General features: G+C 62.9%; 14 protein-coding genes. 4 read left to right on the top strand and 10 right to left on the bottom strand.

The window, feature by feature from the left end; all coding sequences use genetic code 11:
* Positions 1-165 precede the first annotated feature (165 nt).
* Positions 166-1,167, top strand: coding sequence for an ornithine cyclodeaminase family protein (locus tag GA829_RS16725; protein ID WP_195173825.1), 1,002 nt, complete (start codon positions 166-168; stop codon positions 1,165-1,167).
* Positions 1,164-2,645, top strand: a complete 1,482-nt coding sequence (locus GA829_RS16720) for an HAL/PAL/TAL family ammonia-lyase (protein ID WP_195173824.1) — start codon at positions 1,164-1,166, stop codon at positions 2,643-2,645. The genes GA829_RS16725 and GA829_RS16720 overlap by 4 nt, the downstream gene beginning before the upstream one ends.
* Before the next feature lie 18 nt (positions 2,646-2,663).
* On the opposite strand, the gene GA829_RS16715 is transcribed toward GA829_RS16720, so the two are convergent.
* The 4 genes from GA829_RS16715 to GA829_RS16700 all read right to left on the bottom strand — a co-directional run bounded on the left by GA829_RS16715 (position 2,664) and on the right by GA829_RS16700 (position 6,878).
* Positions 2,664-3,752: a fatty acid desaturase family protein gene (locus GA829_RS16715; protein ID WP_374940355.1), complete on the bottom strand. Its 1,089-nt coding sequence runs from the start codon at positions 3,750-3,752 to the stop codon at positions 2,664-2,666.
* 25 nt (positions 3,753-3,777) lie between these two features.
* Entirely contained in the window at positions 3,778-4,692 is a 915-nt protein-coding gene (locus tag GA829_RS16710) for a sugar phosphate isomerase/epimerase family protein (RefSeq protein ID WP_195173822.1), read from the bottom strand.
* A gap of 56 nt (positions 4,693-4,748) precedes the next feature.
* On the bottom strand, positions 4,749-5,837 hold the full coding sequence (locus GA829_RS16705; protein ID WP_195173821.1) for a Gfo/Idh/MocA family protein: 1,089 nt from the start codon (positions 5,835-5,837) through the stop codon (positions 4,749-4,751).
* Positions 5,838-5,930: 93 nt separating this feature from the next.
* The gene (locus GA829_RS16700; protein ID WP_195173820.1) at positions 5,931-6,878 is read right to left on the bottom strand and encodes a heme/hemin ABC transporter substrate-binding protein; all 948 of its coding nucleotides are present in this window, start codon (positions 6,876-6,878) and stop codon (positions 5,931-5,933) included.
* 192 nt (positions 6,879-7,070) lie between these two features.
* Here GA829_RS16700 and GA829_RS16695 point away from each other — a divergent pair, with 192 nt between their 5' ends.
* Both GA829_RS16695 and GA829_RS16690 read left to right on the top strand, forming a co-directional pair.
* Complete coding sequence (locus tag GA829_RS16695; RefSeq protein ID WP_195173819.1) at positions 7,071-9,197, top strand: TonB-dependent hemoglobin/transferrin/lactoferrin family receptor; 2,127 nt, start codon at positions 7,071-7,073, stop codon at positions 9,195-9,197.
* 5 nt (positions 9,198-9,202) lie between these two features.
* Complete coding sequence (locus tag GA829_RS16690; protein WP_195173818.1) at positions 9,203-10,285, top strand: siderophore-interacting protein; 1,083 nt, start codon at positions 9,203-9,205, stop codon at positions 10,283-10,285.
* On the opposite strand, the gene GA829_RS16685 is transcribed toward GA829_RS16690, so the two are convergent.
* The 6 genes from GA829_RS16685 to GA829_RS16660 form a co-directional block, all read right to left on the bottom strand.
* A complete protein-coding gene (locus GA829_RS16685; RefSeq protein WP_195173817.1) occupies positions 10,282-10,701 on the bottom strand; it encodes an aconitase X swivel domain-containing protein in 420 nt (139 codons plus the stop codon). The genes GA829_RS16690 and GA829_RS16685 overlap by 4 nt on opposite strands.
* Positions 10,698-11,948, bottom strand: a complete 1,251-nt coding sequence (locus tag GA829_RS16680) for an aconitase X (RefSeq protein ID WP_195173816.1) — start codon at positions 11,946-11,948, stop codon at positions 10,698-10,700. The genes GA829_RS16685 and GA829_RS16680 overlap by 4 nt, the downstream gene beginning before the upstream one ends.
* A 72-nt stretch (positions 11,949-12,020) precedes the next feature.
* On the bottom strand, positions 12,021-13,088 hold the full coding sequence (locus GA829_RS16675) for an ABC transporter ATP-binding protein (RefSeq protein ID WP_195173815.1): 1,068 nt from the start codon (positions 13,086-13,088) through the stop codon (positions 12,021-12,023).
* Positions 13,088-13,876, bottom strand: a complete 789-nt coding sequence (locus tag GA829_RS16670; protein ID WP_195173814.1) for an ABC transporter permease — start codon at positions 13,874-13,876, stop codon at positions 13,088-13,090. The genes GA829_RS16675 and GA829_RS16670 overlap by 1 nt, the downstream gene beginning before the upstream one ends.
* Positions 13,876-14,745 carry an ABC transporter permease gene (locus tag GA829_RS16665; RefSeq protein ID WP_195173813.1) on the bottom strand — a complete coding sequence of 290 codons (870 nt, stop codon included), beginning with the start codon at positions 14,743-14,745 and terminating at the stop codon, positions 13,876-13,878. The genes GA829_RS16670 and GA829_RS16665 overlap by 1 nt, the downstream gene beginning before the upstream one ends.
* A 65-nt stretch (positions 14,746-14,810) precedes the next feature.
* Positions 14,811-15,872 (bottom strand): ABC transporter substrate-binding protein, encoded by a 1,062-nt coding sequence (locus tag GA829_RS16660; protein ID WP_195173812.1) that lies wholly within the window; start codon positions 15,870-15,872, stop codon positions 14,811-14,813.
* Positions 15,873-15,896: the final 24 nt, after the last annotated feature.

Genomic DNA, 15,896 nt, shown 5'->3' with positions numbered 1-15,896 from the left:
CACCAGGAATCATGGGGAATTGTCCGACAAGTCGATAACGGGTTGGGTTGAACAGCATTTGAATGGCACCGTCCAGACAATGCGCCAACAAACTTTCGTGTCGCCTCGCGGCCTGTTATGGAATGAATGGGGCTCAGGACGTGGATCAGCAGGAACCGTGTACGCATGAAGCCGATCTATATCGACTATCTCAACGCCCTCGACATCGAAGCCCTTCAAATGACCGATGGCGAAATCATCGCCGCGGTCGAGGCTGGTCTCGTCGCGCAAGGCAATGGCGAGACGGTGATTGAACCGCGCGTCCACCTCGAACCGGACCCGGCCTTCCATGGCCACTTCAACGTCCTGCGCGGCTACGTCGCGCCGCTCGACACCGCCGGCGTCAAGATCGTCGGCGACTATGTCGACAATTACCTGCACGGCCTGCCGTCGGAATTCGGCATCCTCAACCTGTTCGATCCGCGCACCGGCACACCGCGCGCCATCCTCGACGCCACTGTCATCACCGACATGCGCACCGGCGCCGTCACCGCCATCGGCGCGAAGTACCTGGCACGCAAGAATTCGAAGGTGCTTGCCCATATCGGCGCACGCGGCACAGCCTACTGGAATGTGCGGCTGCTCGACCATCTCTTCGACTTCAACGAGATCCGCGTCCATTCGCGCCGGCCGGAAAGCCGCGATGGCTTCGCCGCGAAACTGGCCGCCGATCTTGGCAAGCCGGTCAAGGCGGTGGCCGATTGGCAAAGCTGCGTCGAAGGCGCCGACATCGTCATCGAGGCCTCGCGCTTGCCGGAGCCGGAACCGCTGCTGAAGACCGCCTGGATCAAGCCTGGTGCGCTGGTCGTGCCCTACGGCACGATGAGCGCGGTGGAGCTTTCCCTGACCGACATCATGCAGAAAATGGTCGTCGACGACTGGGGCCAGTGCAAGGGCGGCAAATTCGGTTCGCTGCGCGCCCATGTCGAGACCGGGCGGCTCAGCGAAAAGACGCTGCATGCCGAACTCGGCCAGATCGCCGCCGGTCTCAAAGCCGGGCGTGAAAGCGACGACGAGACGATCCTATTCTGGCATCGCGGCCTGTCGCTGTCCGATATCGCGCTCGGCAAGGCGATGCTGGCCAAGGCGCAGGCGCAAGGCATCGGCCAGAGGCTTCGCTTCGCATGAGCGCGCTCATCCTCACCGGAGCCGGTATCAGCGTCGCCGACGTCGCCTCTGTCGCCCGCGAAGCGCGCAAGATGGAAGTGGCACCCGAGGTCATCGAGCGGCTCGACAAGGCACGAAAAGTGCTTGATGGCGCTGCCGCTTCCGGCCAGCAGATCTATGGTCTCAACACCGGCCTCGGCGCCAATCTCGGCACGGCGGTCGAAGGCGATGCCAGCACCTTCCAGCGCCAGCTCCTCGATGGCAGGGGTGCTGCGGTGGGCGAAACCTTGCCCGTCGAGGCTGTACGGGCCACGATGTTTGCCCGGGTGGCGATGCTGGCCGCCGGTGGCTCCGGTCTTTCACCACATGTGTTTACCGCCCTGGTTGAGGCGCTCAACGCCGGCGTACATCCGGTCATGCCGTCACTGGGCTCGATCGGCGCTGGAGATCTGGTGCTGATGACCGCCCTCGCCCGCATGCTGATCGGCGAAGGCGAGGCCGACTACCAGGGCAGGCGCATGCCGGCGGCCAAGGCGTTGATGATGGCGCGCCTCGCCCCGATCAGCCTGGCGCCCAAGGATGGGCTTTCGCTGATCAACGCTTCCGCGGTCTCCGCCGGTGGCGGCGCCCTTGCGGTGACGGACGCGCTGGCGGTCTTTGCCCAGCAGCAGCAGGCCGGTGCGCTGACCATGGAAGGCATCGGCGCCAACCGCACAATCCTCGACGCGCGCCTGCATATGGCGCGGCCAGCCTTCTGCCAGCAACAGGCGGCGAAAGGCTTGCGCGAATTGCTCGACCGCGACGAGGTAACCGCGCCGTCCACCCTTCAGGATCCGCTTTCGATCCGCTGCATGCCGTCGATCCATGGTGCGCTGATCCACGCGATCGATCAGGCGCGGCTGGCGATAGAGATCGAGGTCAACGCCGCTGCCGACAATCCGCTGGTTCTGGGTGACGATGACCTGGTTCTTTCCACCGGCAATTTCCACACCGCCTCGCTGTCGCTGGCGTTTGAGACGCTGGGTTTGGCGATCGCCCAGACAGCCGCCGCCAGTGCTGCCCGCTTCATCCAGCTCACCGGTTCGGGCCGCAACGGCTTGCCCAAATACCTGTCTCCGGTCGGCGGTGCATCGGCCGGTTTTGTGCCGCTGCAGAAGACGGCGACATCAATCGTGGCCGCGATCCGCCACAAGGCCAATCCGGTGATGCTTGACTTCCTGCCCGTGTCCGAAGGCGTGGAGGACCATGCCACGCAGACCCCTCTTGCCGTTTCGAAATGCGCCGGGATGATTTTGCTGTGGCGGCGGCTTGTTGCCCTCGAGCTGATGGCTGCGGCCCAGGCGATCGACCTGCGCGACGGGTTCGTCCCGGCGCCGCGCACCGCCGCGATCCATGCCGCGATACGCGCGCTGGTGCCAACGCTCAACGAAGACCGCCCGCTCGGCACCGACGCCGAAGCGCTGTACACCGCGCTCGGCAGTGGCACGTGGCCGGAATAGCGTTCGCCTCGAGGCTGCCTATTCTGCTGCTGCCGGAATGGTCAGTGCGTGAAACTCGTCCCGGTATGGCCGCGCCGTCGGCGGCAGTTCGCGCTCGAGAAAAGCGTCTTCGTAGCGGAGTTGCCTGATGAGCACCGGCCACACCTCGCGATAGGCATGCCACATCGACGGGTTCGGCTCCGGCAGATCGTGCTTGATCAATGCGTGAAGCCTCGGCAGCGCGTGATAGGGCACCATCGGAAACATGTGATGTTCGACATGGTAGTTCATGTTCCAGTAGATGAAGCGGCTGATCGGGTTCATATGGACGGTGCGAGTGTTCAGCCGGTGGTCGACGACGTTGTCGGCGAGGCCGATATGCTGCAGCAGGCCGGTCAGAACCATGTGCCAGCTGCCATAGAGGCGCGGCAGGCCGATCAGCACCAACGGCAGGAATGACCAAAGGTAGAGCGCGAGCGCCACTGCCGTAACGTAGATCACGAGATGCCAGCGCGCGGCTGTCACCGCCTTTGCCCACTCCATTTCGGGGACATAGCTTTTCTCGTCGTCCGACAATTTGCCGAACGCCTGGCGGACCAGGGTCGGCAGCGCATAGCGAAAATCGAGGACGCCGGTGAAGGCGAGCCCTGCCCGCAGAAGATCGGGCGGCCGCATCACCGCGATCTCGGCATCGCGGCCAACAATGATCGTGTCGGTGTGGTGGCGGGCATGGCTCCAGCGCCACTGCACGGGATTGCGCACCAGCATGAAGCTGGCGATCTGATAGACGATATCGTTCATCCAGCGGGTGCGGAAGGCCGTGCCATGGCCGCACTCGTGCCAGCGCGAGTCGCTGGAGGAGCCGTAGAGCACGCCATAGACGAACAGGAACGGCACCACCCACCACGTGCCCCAGAACCCGATGATGCCGGCGGCAGAGCCCAGGATGGCAGCAACCCAGACGATCGTGTCGCGGATCGCCGGTCCGTCGGAGCGCTGCATCAGCTCCTTCATTGCCTTGCGCGGCACGTCGGTGTGATACCATTCTGCTGAGGCCAGCCCGGTCTCGATCGCGATCCGGGTGCTTTCGCCAATCAGGCTGTAGTCACGCTTTGTCTTGGCTGCCATCGCCATCGTCTTCTCCCGCTCGGCCTCAAAGGCCGTTGGCGCGGAATTTTCCATCCAGAAATGTCTTGGCGCGCGGCACGTCGTCCTCGGTCAGATGCTCGATGATGACGGGAATGTTGGGATGCTTTTCGCTTAGCCGCTTCAGATAGAGGTCGTAGTTCAGCGAGCCGAGCCCCGGCGCCGGCAGTTCGATCTCGCCGACACCACGAAATGTCAGCCCCTCATGCGCATTGTCGTCACCGATATCGGCATGCTTCTCTGACTTGTCGCCGCCCGAGCGCTTGACGTCCTTGGCATGCGCGATCCTGATCTTGTCCGTCAGCGTGTCGAACACCTGGTTCAGCACCTGGTCCATCCGGTCGATATTATGCGCCTCGAAATAGTTGGTGGGATCCATCAGCAGCCCAAGCCCGGGATGGTCGACCTGCGCGAACATCTTCACCGTCTCCTCGACCGAGCCGACGACATTGTTGACATAGGTCTCGAGCAGGAAGACCGCGCCGTGGTCATAGGCGGTCTGGGCGAGATCAGAGATCACCTTGCGGCACTCTTCGAACCCCTCTTCCGTCTTGTTCCTGGGGTGATGCACCCAGTCGGATTCTGTGTTGTAGGTGCCGGTTTCCGAAATCACATAGGGGCTGCCGAAATCGCGCGCGTTGCGGATGATCTCCTTGAGATAGCCAACGCGCTTGTCGCGCTCGGCCTTTTCAGGGTGGATGATGTTGGTGTAGCCGGAAATGCAGCAGACCGGCAGGTTGTGGCGGCGAAACGTATCGCGGACCTTTTTCGCCTTGTCTTTGGTGATCTGCCCGGCCGAGAGATCGATATCCCTGAAATGCAGGTCTAGCTGCACGGTGTTGAAATCGAGCGCACGGATGCGTTGGGCGACCTCCTCGAGGCCGTAAGGGAAATAGCCGGTAAAGATACCTGCCTGCATCATGATGTGAATTCCTCCCCGTAAGCGATTCAACCGCAAAGCGATTCAGCCGCCAATGTTTAGTCCGTCGATATTTCCGACAGCCGCACCGTGCGGCCCTCGGCGATCGAGCGATAGCCGGCTTCGACCAGCGCCATCGTCTTGACGTTGTCGGCGACTGAAAGTGCTGGCGGCGTGCCTGTCTTCACCGCATGCTGAAGCTGCTCCATCACACCGATGAAGGCATGTGGAAACCACATCGTCTCCCAGCTTGGGCTGATCCATTCACCGCCAGTCGTGTCGGTCGAAGCATAGGTCAGCGTCGAGGCGACGCCTGTTGGCCAGCCGATGGTGCCCTTGGCGACGCCCTTGGTGCCGTCGACACGCCAGTTGATATGCTGGTCGTCGTGATAGCCCTCCTGGCGCGGGCCGGACCAAACGTCTTCAAGCGACACGGCCAGCACGCCCGACGGAAACCGGATCGTCGAGACGGTAATACCGTCGGCATGGTCAAACGTCGTGCGCGGGTCCTTGCGCGTCAGCGTCGTGATTTCGTCGGGGTCGCCGAACAGGAAACGCAGCACGTCGAGATGATGCACGCTCATATTGGCGAGCGTCAGCCGGTCGTAGTTTTCCAGAAATCCCTGCCAGTGCGGGATCGCATGCATGTCGATCTGCGCGAACACGATGTCGCCCAGCGCGCCGCTGTCGATGATCTGCTTCAGCACGCGCATCGACTGGTCGTAGCGCATATTCTGGTTGACCGAGAGGATCTTGCTGGCCCTCGCCGCCTCGTCGCGCAGTTGGACAGCCTCTTCCAACGAAAGCGCCAGCGGCTTCTGCGCCAGGATCGCCTTGATGTGCTGCTGCGTCAGCGCATGGCGGATCAGCGCCGGCTGCTGATCTGGAGGAAAGGCCAGGTCGACGATCTCGACATCCTTGTCCTCGATCAGCTGTTCGGGCGTGTCGTGGACGGTCGGAATGCTCCAGCGCCTGGCGACCTTCTCGGCGCTGGCCTTTGTCCGCGAGGCAATCGCCACCACCGGGAAGCCGGCTTGGTCATAGGCGGCAAGATGGCATTCGGCCATGATCATGCCGGCGCCGACGCAGCCGATCCGGTATTCCCGCGTGCGGACCTTCACATCCGGCTCGAAATCCGTGCCCGCCATCCAATCCTCCGCTTTGCCGGAGGTATAGCGCGACGGCTTGGGCATCGGCCAAGGCCGGCACCATCATTTCCCATCAGATGGCTGGCATGGCACCTATCCCTGGGGATAAAGCGCCTTTGCCAGATCGCGGATAGCGTCGGCTGTGCGTGGCCCGAAGCCGATCATGTAGGCGCCGTCGAGCACGACCAGCGCCTTGGTCGCCGCTGCCGGCGTGGCGGCCAGCGCCCGGTTGCCGAACACTTGCTCCAGGGTCGGCCCGCCCTTGCCGTCGCTCATCATCAGGATGACATCTGGCGCCATCTCGATCAGCTTTTCTTCCGATGCCGCCTTGTAGCCCTGCACCACATCCATCGGGTTGAGGCCACCGGCATAGCGGATGATGGCGCCGGCCGACGTGCCGGCACCGGCAGCGCTCAACCGCACGAGCCCATGGAAGAACACCACCTTCTTGCGCCGCTCGGGTGGGATCCTCGATGCCAGATCAGTCGCCGCCTGGAATGCGTTCAGCACCTGGCTCGAAACCACCTTGCCCTTGTCCTCGAGGCGAAGCGCGGCGGCGATCAGCGTGATCTTGCGCTCTATGCCCTCCCTGCTGTTGTCCTGCGGAATGAAGACGATCGGGATCGCCAGCGACTTCAGCACTTCGACCGCCTCTGGCGGCCCGCTGTCCTGCGCCGCCAGGATCAGATCAGGGCGCAGCCCGGCAATACCTTCGACAGAGAGTTGGCGCCGGTAGCCGACATTGGGTTTCTGCGTGACGGTGTCAGGGTATTTGCTGCCCCGGTCGACAGCAACAATCCGCTGGCCGGCGCCCAGCGCGTAGACGATCTCGGTAACGTCGGAGCCGAGTGTCAGGATCCGGCTTGCCTGTCCCGGCGCGACAGTTCGTCCCAGCGCATCCACAATCGTGTCCGCGGCGAGCGCCTTGAAGCCGCAGGACGGTGCCAGCACCGACAGCGCCAGCAGCAGCATCGCCGCGATCCGGCCCGGTTGAAACCATGGCATGCCGTGCCGCCCGCGCTCGCTCTCAGTGCCAACCATGCTGTTCCGCTCCTGTGCCAGATGCTCGTTGATGACGCTGGTTGGCCTATAAATTTAAAGTTGACTTATGTCATCATGTTTTAATATGTGACCCCTGCCCTGACCCGCTGGTCGAGGGATTCTCGATCATGCCAGCCAAGGCCATTCAGCCACCGCCAGCAGTTTTTGCTTTGCTTGGGGGCTTGCATCACCATGAGAACGACAACCAACACGACCTTGATGGCGAGCACCGCGCTCGCCTTCGTGCTCGGTCTTTGCGCCGCGCCAATGGCCAATGCGCAGGAGCAGGAAAAGAAGGGCGCCGCCGCCAAGGCAGGCCGCCTCGTTCCGGCCAAGGCCGCACGGAACCAGCCGGCGACAATGCTGGACCTCATCACCATCTCGGCGACGATGATCAAGACCGCCGTCATCGATTCGATGGCCGCCATCAGCGCCGTCGACCAGGACGAACTGGCGCACATCCAGCCCAACACCGCAGCCGACATCTTCCGCACCACACCCGGTGTCGCCGCCTCGATGAACGGTGACGATCCGGCGACCGCCATCAACATTCGCGGCCTTGAGCAATATGGTCGTGTCGTCGTGACACTCGACGGCGCCCGCCAGGACTATTGGCGCGTTGGCCATGGTTCAGGCTCGTTCTATGTCGAGCCCGATCTGATCAAGGAAGCCACCGTCATTCGCGGCCCGGTGTCCAATGCCTATGGCTCGGGCGGCATCGGCGGCGTTGTTTCCTTTGAGACCAAGGATGCCGGCGATTTCCTCAAGAAGGACGAGCGTTGGGCGCTGAGCGAGAAGCTCGGCTATGAGGACAATGGAGGCGGCTTCACCACCAGCACCACCAGCGCCTATCGCTTCAGCGACAACGCCGACATTATCGGCAACCTGATCTACCGCGATCGCGACAGCTACACCGATGGCAACGGCGCCACTGTGCCTTGGACCGGCGAGAGGGTGACCAGCGGCTACCTGAAGACCGCATTGCGGCCGGCCGACGGCCACGAACTGAAGCTCGGTGTCATCCTGCAGCGCTACAACGACCAGATCACCAGTTCGAGCGGTTCGACCTCGCCAACGCTGAGCCGCTACGACGCCAACACCACCAACCAGACCTACACCGCAGCATACACCTGGAAGCCCGACGACAACGACCTGATCGACCTCAGCGCCAACGCCTATCACAACCGCACCCGCGCCGAGCAGACGCAGGTCTGGCCGACCAACATGATCGGCAATTTCCGTTTTTATGACGTTGCCACCTCGGGCTTCAACATCAAGAACTCGTCACGTTTCGACGCCTGGGATATCGCTCACACGCTGACCTACGGGCTCGATTATTACTATCTCGAAGCCTCGTCGGAAGCAGCGCATTTCGGCGCCGGCGAGCAGCAGGGCTATGGCGGCTTCCTGCAGTGGCAGGGCGACTACAAGGAGTGGCTGCAGGTCATCGGCGCGATGCGTTATGACGGCTATCAGTTGGATGGCGAGACACGGACCACACCAGCGCAACAGGCCTCGATCTCGGGGGATCGGTGGTCGCCGCGCCTGACGGTCGGCGTTACGCCGTTCGAAGGCTTCCAGCTTTACGGCACCTATTCCGAAGGTTACCGGGCGCCCGGCCTGCAGGATGTCTTCCGTGGCGGTGGCGCGCATGGCGGCACCGACGCTTACCGCCCCAATCTTCTTTTGCAGCCCGAGACGGCCAAGAACTGGGAAGCCGGCATCAACGTGAAGTATGATGATGTGCTGATGGCGGGCGACCGGTTGCGCGCCAAGGTCAACGTCTTCCACACCCATGTCGAGGACTATATCGAGGCCGACCTGCGCGCGGGTGTGACGCGTACCGCGATCAACATCGGTGACGCTCGGCTGAAAGGTATCGAAGCGGAGGCCGTCTATGATTACGGCTGGGGCTTCGTGAACCTTGCCGGTGCGCTGATCGACGCCAAGGTCGTCAGCGGCCTCTATGCCGGCCAGGCGCTGAACAACACGCCGCTCGACCGCATCTCGGCAACCTTCGGCTTCCGCATGCTCGAAGACCAGCTCACTATCGGCGCGCAATATCTTAGCGTCGGCAAGATCACGCGCACCAGCCGCACCAATCCAACCCTGGCTCCGGTGGTCGATGACGGTTTCAATCTGGTCAATGTCTTCGCCAACTGGACCATCAACGACAATCTGAAGCTCGATTTCGGCGTCGATAACGTTTTCAACACCGCCTACACCGACCCGCAAAGCGCATGGTCGACAACGGCGGCTACCGAACAAGGCAAGGGCCGCACCTTCAAGGTGGCCCTCTCAGGCCGGATTGGAGGCTAATCACAATGGAATCATCGGTGCGCGAACTCGCCTGCGAGGCACGGCTCAACCTGCAGCGCCTGCCCGACTACATGGACAGCATCACGGACAGGTTGCAGAGCTTCGAGGCCGATGCTTCCCATGACGGCCAGCGCATCGACTTCCGCTTCGCTTTCGGCGGCGCCTCCTTCGACATGGAGCGACTGGTGATGCGAGCCAACGCCGCCGACCGCGACGGCCTTGCCCGTATCAAGGACCTGCTCGCGACCGCTGTCCAGGTCTATGCAAGGGATGAGAACCCGGAGATCGTCTGGACCGGCGATCTCTCCAGCGAGACCAGCCTTGCCCAGTTCCGCGAAATGACCGTGACTGACGTTCGCGACCTCACTGCGCATATGCGCCGCATCCGTTTTGCTGGTGAAGATCTCTCCCGCTTCGCCAAGTTCGGCGGCATGCACATCCGCATGCTGTTCCCGACAAAGGATGTGCCCGATCCACTCTGGCCGGTGCTCGGCGCCAGTGGATTGCCAGTCTGGCCTGCCGATGACCGCCGGCCAGTGGCGCGCGTCTACACCATCCGTTCGCTCGATGTGACCAAGGGCATCATCGATGTCGATTTCCTTGTCCATCCGGGCGAGAGCGTCGGCTCGACCTGGGTCATGCAGGCGACGCCTGGCATGAGGCTTGGCATCATGGGGCCGGTCGGCCGCCCGGTGCGGCAAGCGGGCTGGTATGTCATGGGTGCCGATGAAACCGGGTTGCCGGCGCTGGCCCGCATGCTCGAGACCTTGCCTGCCGCGACCAAGGGCGTGGCCTTTGTCGAGATCGCCGATGAGGGGGAAAAGCAGGCTATCGATAATGCCACTGGCATCGAGTTGCATTGGTTGACCAGGGATGGCGTGCCAGCCGGCGAGGACAACCGCCTCGCCAACGCCGTCCGCTCTGTGACGTGGCCGCAGGGTGGTTCGGGCTTTGGCTGGTTCGCGGCGGAGGCAGCCGCTGCCAAGGTCGTGCGCGAATACTGGCGCGGCACGCTTTCGCTCGGCCGTGACGAGACATTGGCGGCAGCCTATTGGCGGCGCGGTGCTGCGGGACTGATGGCGGGCTAGAGTGTGACGCGGGCCTTGCCATCCTCGCCAACATCAATCGCAATCCGCTCGCCGGAGACGACGCCCGAAATGTCACAGACAACCAGCGGCATGCTGATCCCGTAAAGAAACTCCGCAACGATAGCGCCGACGGCCAGGATCGGGTCCGGCCGCTCCATGAGAATGCCGGCCGGCGCCGTGCCCTTGCGGATGGCCTCTGCCAGCACTGAGGATGCAGACGACGATCCGCGCCCGCTCGGCATGACCAGGATCTTGCCGGCGACATTCTGGCCGAGGCCAGGGTGCGAGTGATCGATGATGTCGCCGGTCGCGGCATCGATGCCACCCCAGAAGCTGAGCGGTTGGGAAAACACCAAGGACTGGCCTTCGGCGGCACCGGCCAGCTGGAACGTGCCGGCTCGCTCGGCGGCTCTCATGATGCACCTCGCACGACGTGCCCGACCGCCGCCGAGCGGATACAGTCCCGCATGTCGGCAAAGGCCACGGACACCCCGATATTGCCAGGCGCGTAATGCGCCCATTTGCCGGAATTGGTCATCACCACGCCGTCGAGCCGCTCCAAGATCGAAGTGACATAGGTGCAGGTATCGGCAACCGGGATCAAGCCGAACGCTTCCATTCCGTCCAAGGCGCCCTCGTCCCGCAAACGTGTCAAGGTCGCACGCCCGGTGTTGACGTAGATCGGGATGCCTTTGCCCGGTGCGACGTCACGCAGCAGCGGCAACAGGCGCATCCACTCCTGATGCGAAAAATGCGGCGTGCCCAGGGACACTGCCGCCAAGGGCGCTCCATCGGGCACCGTGGAAAGCCTGGCCAGCGCATGATCGATGTCGGTCTTGGTGACGCGGATTGTCTCCTCCTGGGCGTGACCGTGGAACGCCTCCTCGATCGTCCCCGCCTCCGGCGTGATGCCGACCGCATGAAACAGCGCCACGGCACCTGTCGTTGCCGCCGCCGCGCCCAGCGCCTTCAACTGGTCCTCGTCGCGCGGCTGAGGCAGGCCTGCAATTACCGGGATGCGATCGTTGCTCGCCTGCCCGATGATCAGCCCAACACCAACGAACAGGCCGTCGCTTGGCTCCGGATCAGCGACGTCCAGCTCGAACAGGATGCGGCCGCGCCGGTTCTCGCTCAGATGCAGGCCCCAGGCCGGCGCGCGCCCAGTCATGGCGCAGCACAGGTCGATGAAATCGCCGTAACGGTTGGTGCGCGCGCCGATCACCGAATTGGCGAACACGATGGCATTGGATTCGCCCCAGGCGATCTGCTGGCCGAATTCAGGCCGGAAGCGTGTCTGATAGGGCGCGCAGGTGAAGGTCGCCTGGCAGCCAAGCTCCCTATGCGCCTTCATCAACCGCCGCGCCGGGACTTCTTCGGCCGCCGGCATCTTCACCATGCCGGGATGGATGAGGTCGAACGAACCGACATTGAGCGTCGTCGGCACCTGGACGCGGCCACCGCCCTCTACCAGCCTCTCGACGAAATCGAGCCCGGCCTTGCCATGATAGAGGCAGCCGTCGATATGGGCGCTGGTGATATCAAGCAGGCTGCCTGCCCCGACCGCATTCGAAAAGGCGACCAGGATATTCATGGCGGCGCCAGCGGAAGGGCCTTGCTCGCCCCGCAACATCGACTGGTCGTCGGCAGTCAATTCCAGCGTCATCGGCATGCTCCGGACTCTTGCCTGTTATGCTGTCCCCGATTGCGTACAGCATGGCAAGGCCCGGTATGAAGATCAGTTCGCCGCGATCAACACGGTGCTCTCCGGCGACCAGCGCAGCACCACCTCCTGCCCCTCGTCCAGCCGATCCATGCCTGTGTTCTGCACGATGACCTTCAGCGTCTGGCCACCGCGCTCGACGAAATAGGTGCTGTTGTTGCCGGCGAAGATGCGCTTCGACACTTGCCCCTTGAGCATGTTGGCGTTGACGGCGTCGATCGCGCCGGCATCCGTTGCAATGCGAATACGTTCTGGCCGCACCGCACAGCTTGCCTTGGCGCCGGCGGCCAGCGTAGCGCCCGCCCCTGCGGCAATCGCTGTGCCGTCCGGCAGGCGGATACCATTGCCGGTCGTATCGCCGCGAAAGATGTTGGCGTCGCCGAGGAAGGTGGCGGCGAATTCGCTCTTCGGCCGGTCGTAGATTTCCTCCGGCGGCCCTTCCTGAACCAGCTTGCCGTCGCGCAATATTCCGATGCGGTCGCTCATCGTCAGCGCCTCTTCCTGGTCGTGCGTGACGAAGATGGTGGTGATGCCTATCTCGCGCTGGATGCGCTTGAGCTCGATCTGCATGTCGACGCGCAACGCCTTGTCGAGCGCGCCGAGCGGCTCATCGAGCAAAAGCACGCGCGGCTTGGTGACGATCGCGCGCGCCAGCGCCACGCGTTGACGCTGGCCGCCGGACAGCTGGTGCGGGCGCCGACCGCCGAGCTTGCCGAGTTGCACCAGGTCTAGCGCGCGCTGAACCTCAGCATTGATCGTCGCTTTGGCCTCGCCGCGCACCGACAGGCCGAAGGCGACATTGTCGGCAACACTCATGTTGGGAAACAGCGCGTAGTTCTGGAACACCATGCCGATGCGCCGCTTCTCGACCGGCACCCGCTCGACGCTCTCGCCCCCGATGGAGATGCGGCCACTGTCGGGAAAATCGAAGCCCGCGATCTGCCGCAGCAGCGTGGTCTTGCCGCTACCGGATGGGCCTAGCAGTGCATAGAAGCCGCCATCGGCGAAATCGATGGAGACGTCGTCCAGCGCCTTGTGGGCGCCGAAGCTGCGCGAGACATTCGATACCTGGACGCCGGCCATTATTTCTCTCCGCCGAATTTGAAGAAGCGCGCCGTGAGCAGCATCAGCGCCATCGACACGACAATGATGATTGTCGAGACCGCATTGATCTCGGGCGTGAAGCCCTTGCGGATCGCGGCGTAGATTTCGACCGGCAACGTCGTCTGCCCGGGCGTCGCCAGGAAATAGGACACCACGAACTGGTCGAAGGAGACGGCGAAGGCAAACAACCCGCCGGCAATGACGCCGGGCATGATCCAGGGCAGCGTCACACGCGCTGTCACCTGCCACTGGTTGGCACCGAGAGAACGCGCCGCCTCTTCCAGCTCCGGCGCGAAGGTCTGCAGCCGGGCGGAAACCACGACGATGACATAGGGCAGCGCCAGCGCCACATGGCCAAGCAGGATCGCAAACAGGCCGCGCCCGATGCCGACGCCGAAGAAAAAGATCAACATCGCGGTGCCGGTGATCAGCCACGGAATGGCGATCGGCGGAAACAGCAGCGCCTGCAGGAATTTCTTGCCGCGAAACTCGTAACGAAAGAGCGCCAGCGATGCCGCCGAGCCGAGCACCACGCAGATAACAGTCGTGATGACCGCGATCTCGATGCTGTTCCAGGTGGCAGCGATCAACTGGTTGTTCTGCCACAGCGAGGCGTACCATTCCGTCGTCCATTCGAACGGCAGTTGGTAGAATTGCGAGACGTTGAACGACATCAGCGCCATGATGATGATGGGCAGGTAGAGGAAGGCGAGCAGCAGCCCGATGTAAGCCCGGCCGAGCCATTCGAGAATGCGCGTCGTCGCCATCACGCGGCCCTCCGCAGCACCGGCGACGCCACCGCCAGGATGACGAGGACAACAGCCAGCAGGATGAAGGACAGTGCCGCTCCCAGCGGCCAGTTGAAGACGGCGACGAACTGGTCTTCGATGACAGTGCCATAGAAAGTGCCGGTACGGCCGCCGAGAATGCGTGGTTCCATGAAGGAACCGACGACCGGTACGAAGATGAGCGCCGCGCCCGCGACAAGTCCCGGCATAGACAGCGGAATGATCACCCGCTTCAGCACCTGCAACCGCGAGGCGCCGAGCGAGCGTCCGGCTTCGATGAGGGAGTCGTCGATAGCCTGCAAGGTGAGATAGCAGGTCAGCACCATGTAGGGCACGTAGGAATGCACCAGCCCGATGATGACGGCTGGATAGGAGTACATCAGGTCGATGTTGATCTTGAACGGCAGCACCGCGTTCAGCCCCGTATCGAGAATGCCGCCCTCACGCAGCACCATCGCCCAGGAGAAAATGCGCACCAGCCCGTTCGACCAGAACGGCAGGATGACGAGCAGGAAGATCGCCTCGCGGCTACGGCCCTTCAACACTTTGGCCAGCACATAGGCAGCGGGATAGCCGATGACGACGCACCATAGCGTCACCTCGAGGCCAAGCCGCAGGGAGGCCAGCAGCAATGTCAGGTAAAGGCTTTGCGAGAAGAAGGCGGCGTAGTTGCCGAGCGTGAACGCCCAGGGCTTTCCGGAAAGCGGCAGGTCGGTCATGAAGGAGAAAAAGACCATCGCCGAAAGCGGCAGGAAGATCGCCACCGTCAGCCAGAGATAGGCAGGCGCCAACAGTGGCAATGCCGATCTCAGCCCGCCGCGCGACGCGACCGCGCCTTGTACTGCCATGATACCCTCCTCCCCAGGATTGAAGGCCAGCTGGCGCGAACCGCCGGCTGGCCCGGACGCGAATTTTACTTCACATCGACCTTCAGCTGCTGCCACAGCGCCAGATAGGCTTCGCGCTGCGCGTCGGTGATCGGCGCCTGGAACTGGATCCGCTTGGCGACATCAGGGTCGCCCATCACCTTGCGGTTGAAGGCATCTTCAGGGAGAGCTTCCACGGCCTTGGTGTTGGCCGAGACGGGCGCACCAACCTTGGTGACCCATTCGACGTAGAATTTCGGATCGATCATGTAGTTGATGAAGGCCTCGGCGCCGGCGACGTTCTTGGAGCCAGCCGGAATGGAGAATGCGTCGAGCCAGGCGACAGCACCTTCCCGAGGGATGACCAGCGAGACCGGCAGTTTGAAATGCGTCTTGGCACGGTCGGCCGAGCCGCTCCAGTAGGTGCCGATGTCGATCTGGTTGGAGGCGACCATCTGGTTCCAGTCGTTCTCGGCGCTCCAAAAGGTCTTGATCTGCGGCATCAGCGAGGTCAGTTTCGCCTTGACCGCATCCATATCCTTGATGTCGTTGATGTTCTGGCCGGTGGCGATGGCGCCGAACTGAACGGCCTCGACCGCGTCGTCGCGAATGATCACGCGGCCTTTATGCGCCGGATCCCACATCTCGGCGATGCTGGTTGGTGCCTTGTCAAAGGATTTGTCGTTGATGGCGAGCGCCGTCAGGCCCCACACCCACGGCACGCCATAGACCTTGCCGTCATGGTCGAGCATCGGCGATCCCGCCTTGTCCTTGCTGATGTCGGCATAATTCGGCAGCTTGGAGGTATCTATCGGCTGGATCAGTTTTTCCGCCATCGCCTGGTCGTTGAAGGCGGCGTTGATCATGACCACGTCGTAGAGGCCCGGATTGGTCCTGATCTTGGTCAGCATTTCCTGTTCGGAATTGAAGAAGTCATTGATGACCTTGTTGCCGGTCGCTTTCTCGAAGGCTTCGATCGCCCAGGGCTCGTCGGCGCCGTAACCCTTCCAGTTGAGCACATGAACGTCATCCGCCTTGGCGGCGAACGCGAGTGCGGAGGTGAAGACGGCGGTCGCCGTCAGCAAAGCGGTCAGTTCAGGCATGCGCATTGTTTGTTCCTCTCTGTGTTGCCC

It is taken from the genome of Mesorhizobium sp. INR15, from assembly GCF_015500075.1.
Lineage (GTDB): Bacteria > Pseudomonadota > Alphaproteobacteria > Rhizobiales > Rhizobiaceae > Mesorhizobium.
Note: the sequence above shows the minus strand (reverse complement) of the source record. Positions and strands in the feature narration are given on the sequence as shown.

Excerpts from the sequence above, each read along its gene's own strand:
- GA829_RS16685 (WP_195173817.1), bottom strand. The coding sequence starts at position 10,701 with ATGAGAGCCGCCGAGCGAGCCGGCACGTTCCAGCTGGCCGGTGCCGCC.
- GA829_RS16725 (WP_195173825.1), top strand. The coding sequence starts at position 166 with ATGAAGCCGATCTATATCGACTATCTCAACGCCCTCGACATCGAAGCC.
- GA829_RS16720 (WP_195173824.1), top strand. The coding sequence starts at position 1,164 with ATGAGCGCGCTCATCCTCACCGGAGCCGGTATCAGCGTCGCCGACGTC.
- GA829_RS16665 (WP_195173813.1), bottom strand. The coding sequence starts at position 14,745 with ATGGCAGTACAAGGCGCGGTCGCGTCGCGCGGCGGGCTGAGATCGGCA.
- GA829_RS16705 (WP_195173821.1), bottom strand. The coding sequence starts at position 5,837 with ATGGCGGGCACGGATTTCGAGCCGGATGTGAAGGTCCGCACGCGGGAA.
- GA829_RS16660 (WP_195173812.1), bottom strand. The coding sequence starts at position 15,872 with ATGCGCATGCCTGAACTGACCGCTTTGCTGACGGCGACCGCCGTCTTC.
- GA829_RS16690 (WP_195173818.1), top strand. The coding sequence starts at position 9,203 with ATGGAATCATCGGTGCGCGAACTCGCCTGCGAGGCACGGCTCAACCTG.
- GA829_RS16715 (WP_374940355.1), bottom strand. The coding sequence starts at position 3,752 with ATGGCAGCCAAGACAAAGCGTGACTACAGCCTGATTGGCGAAAGCACC.
- GA829_RS16695 (WP_195173819.1), top strand. The coding sequence starts at position 7,071 with ATGAGAACGACAACCAACACGACCTTGATGGCGAGCACCGCGCTCGCC.
- GA829_RS16675 (WP_195173815.1), bottom strand. The coding sequence starts at position 13,088 with ATGGCCGGCGTCCAGGTATCGAATGTCTCGCGCAGCTTCGGCGCCCAC.
- GA829_RS16710 (WP_195173822.1), bottom strand. The coding sequence starts at position 4,692 with ATGATGCAGGCAGGTATCTTTACCGGCTATTTCCCTTACGGCCTCGAG.
- GA829_RS16700 (WP_195173820.1), bottom strand. The coding sequence starts at position 6,878 with ATGGTTGGCACTGAGAGCGAGCGCGGGCGGCACGGCATGCCATGGTTT.
- GA829_RS16670 (WP_195173814.1), bottom strand. The coding sequence starts at position 13,876 with ATGGCGACGACGCGCATTCTCGAATGGCTCGGCCGGGCTTACATCGGG.
- GA829_RS16680 (WP_195173816.1), bottom strand. The coding sequence starts at position 11,948 with ATGACGCTGGAATTGACTGCCGACGACCAGTCGATGTTGCGGGGCGAG.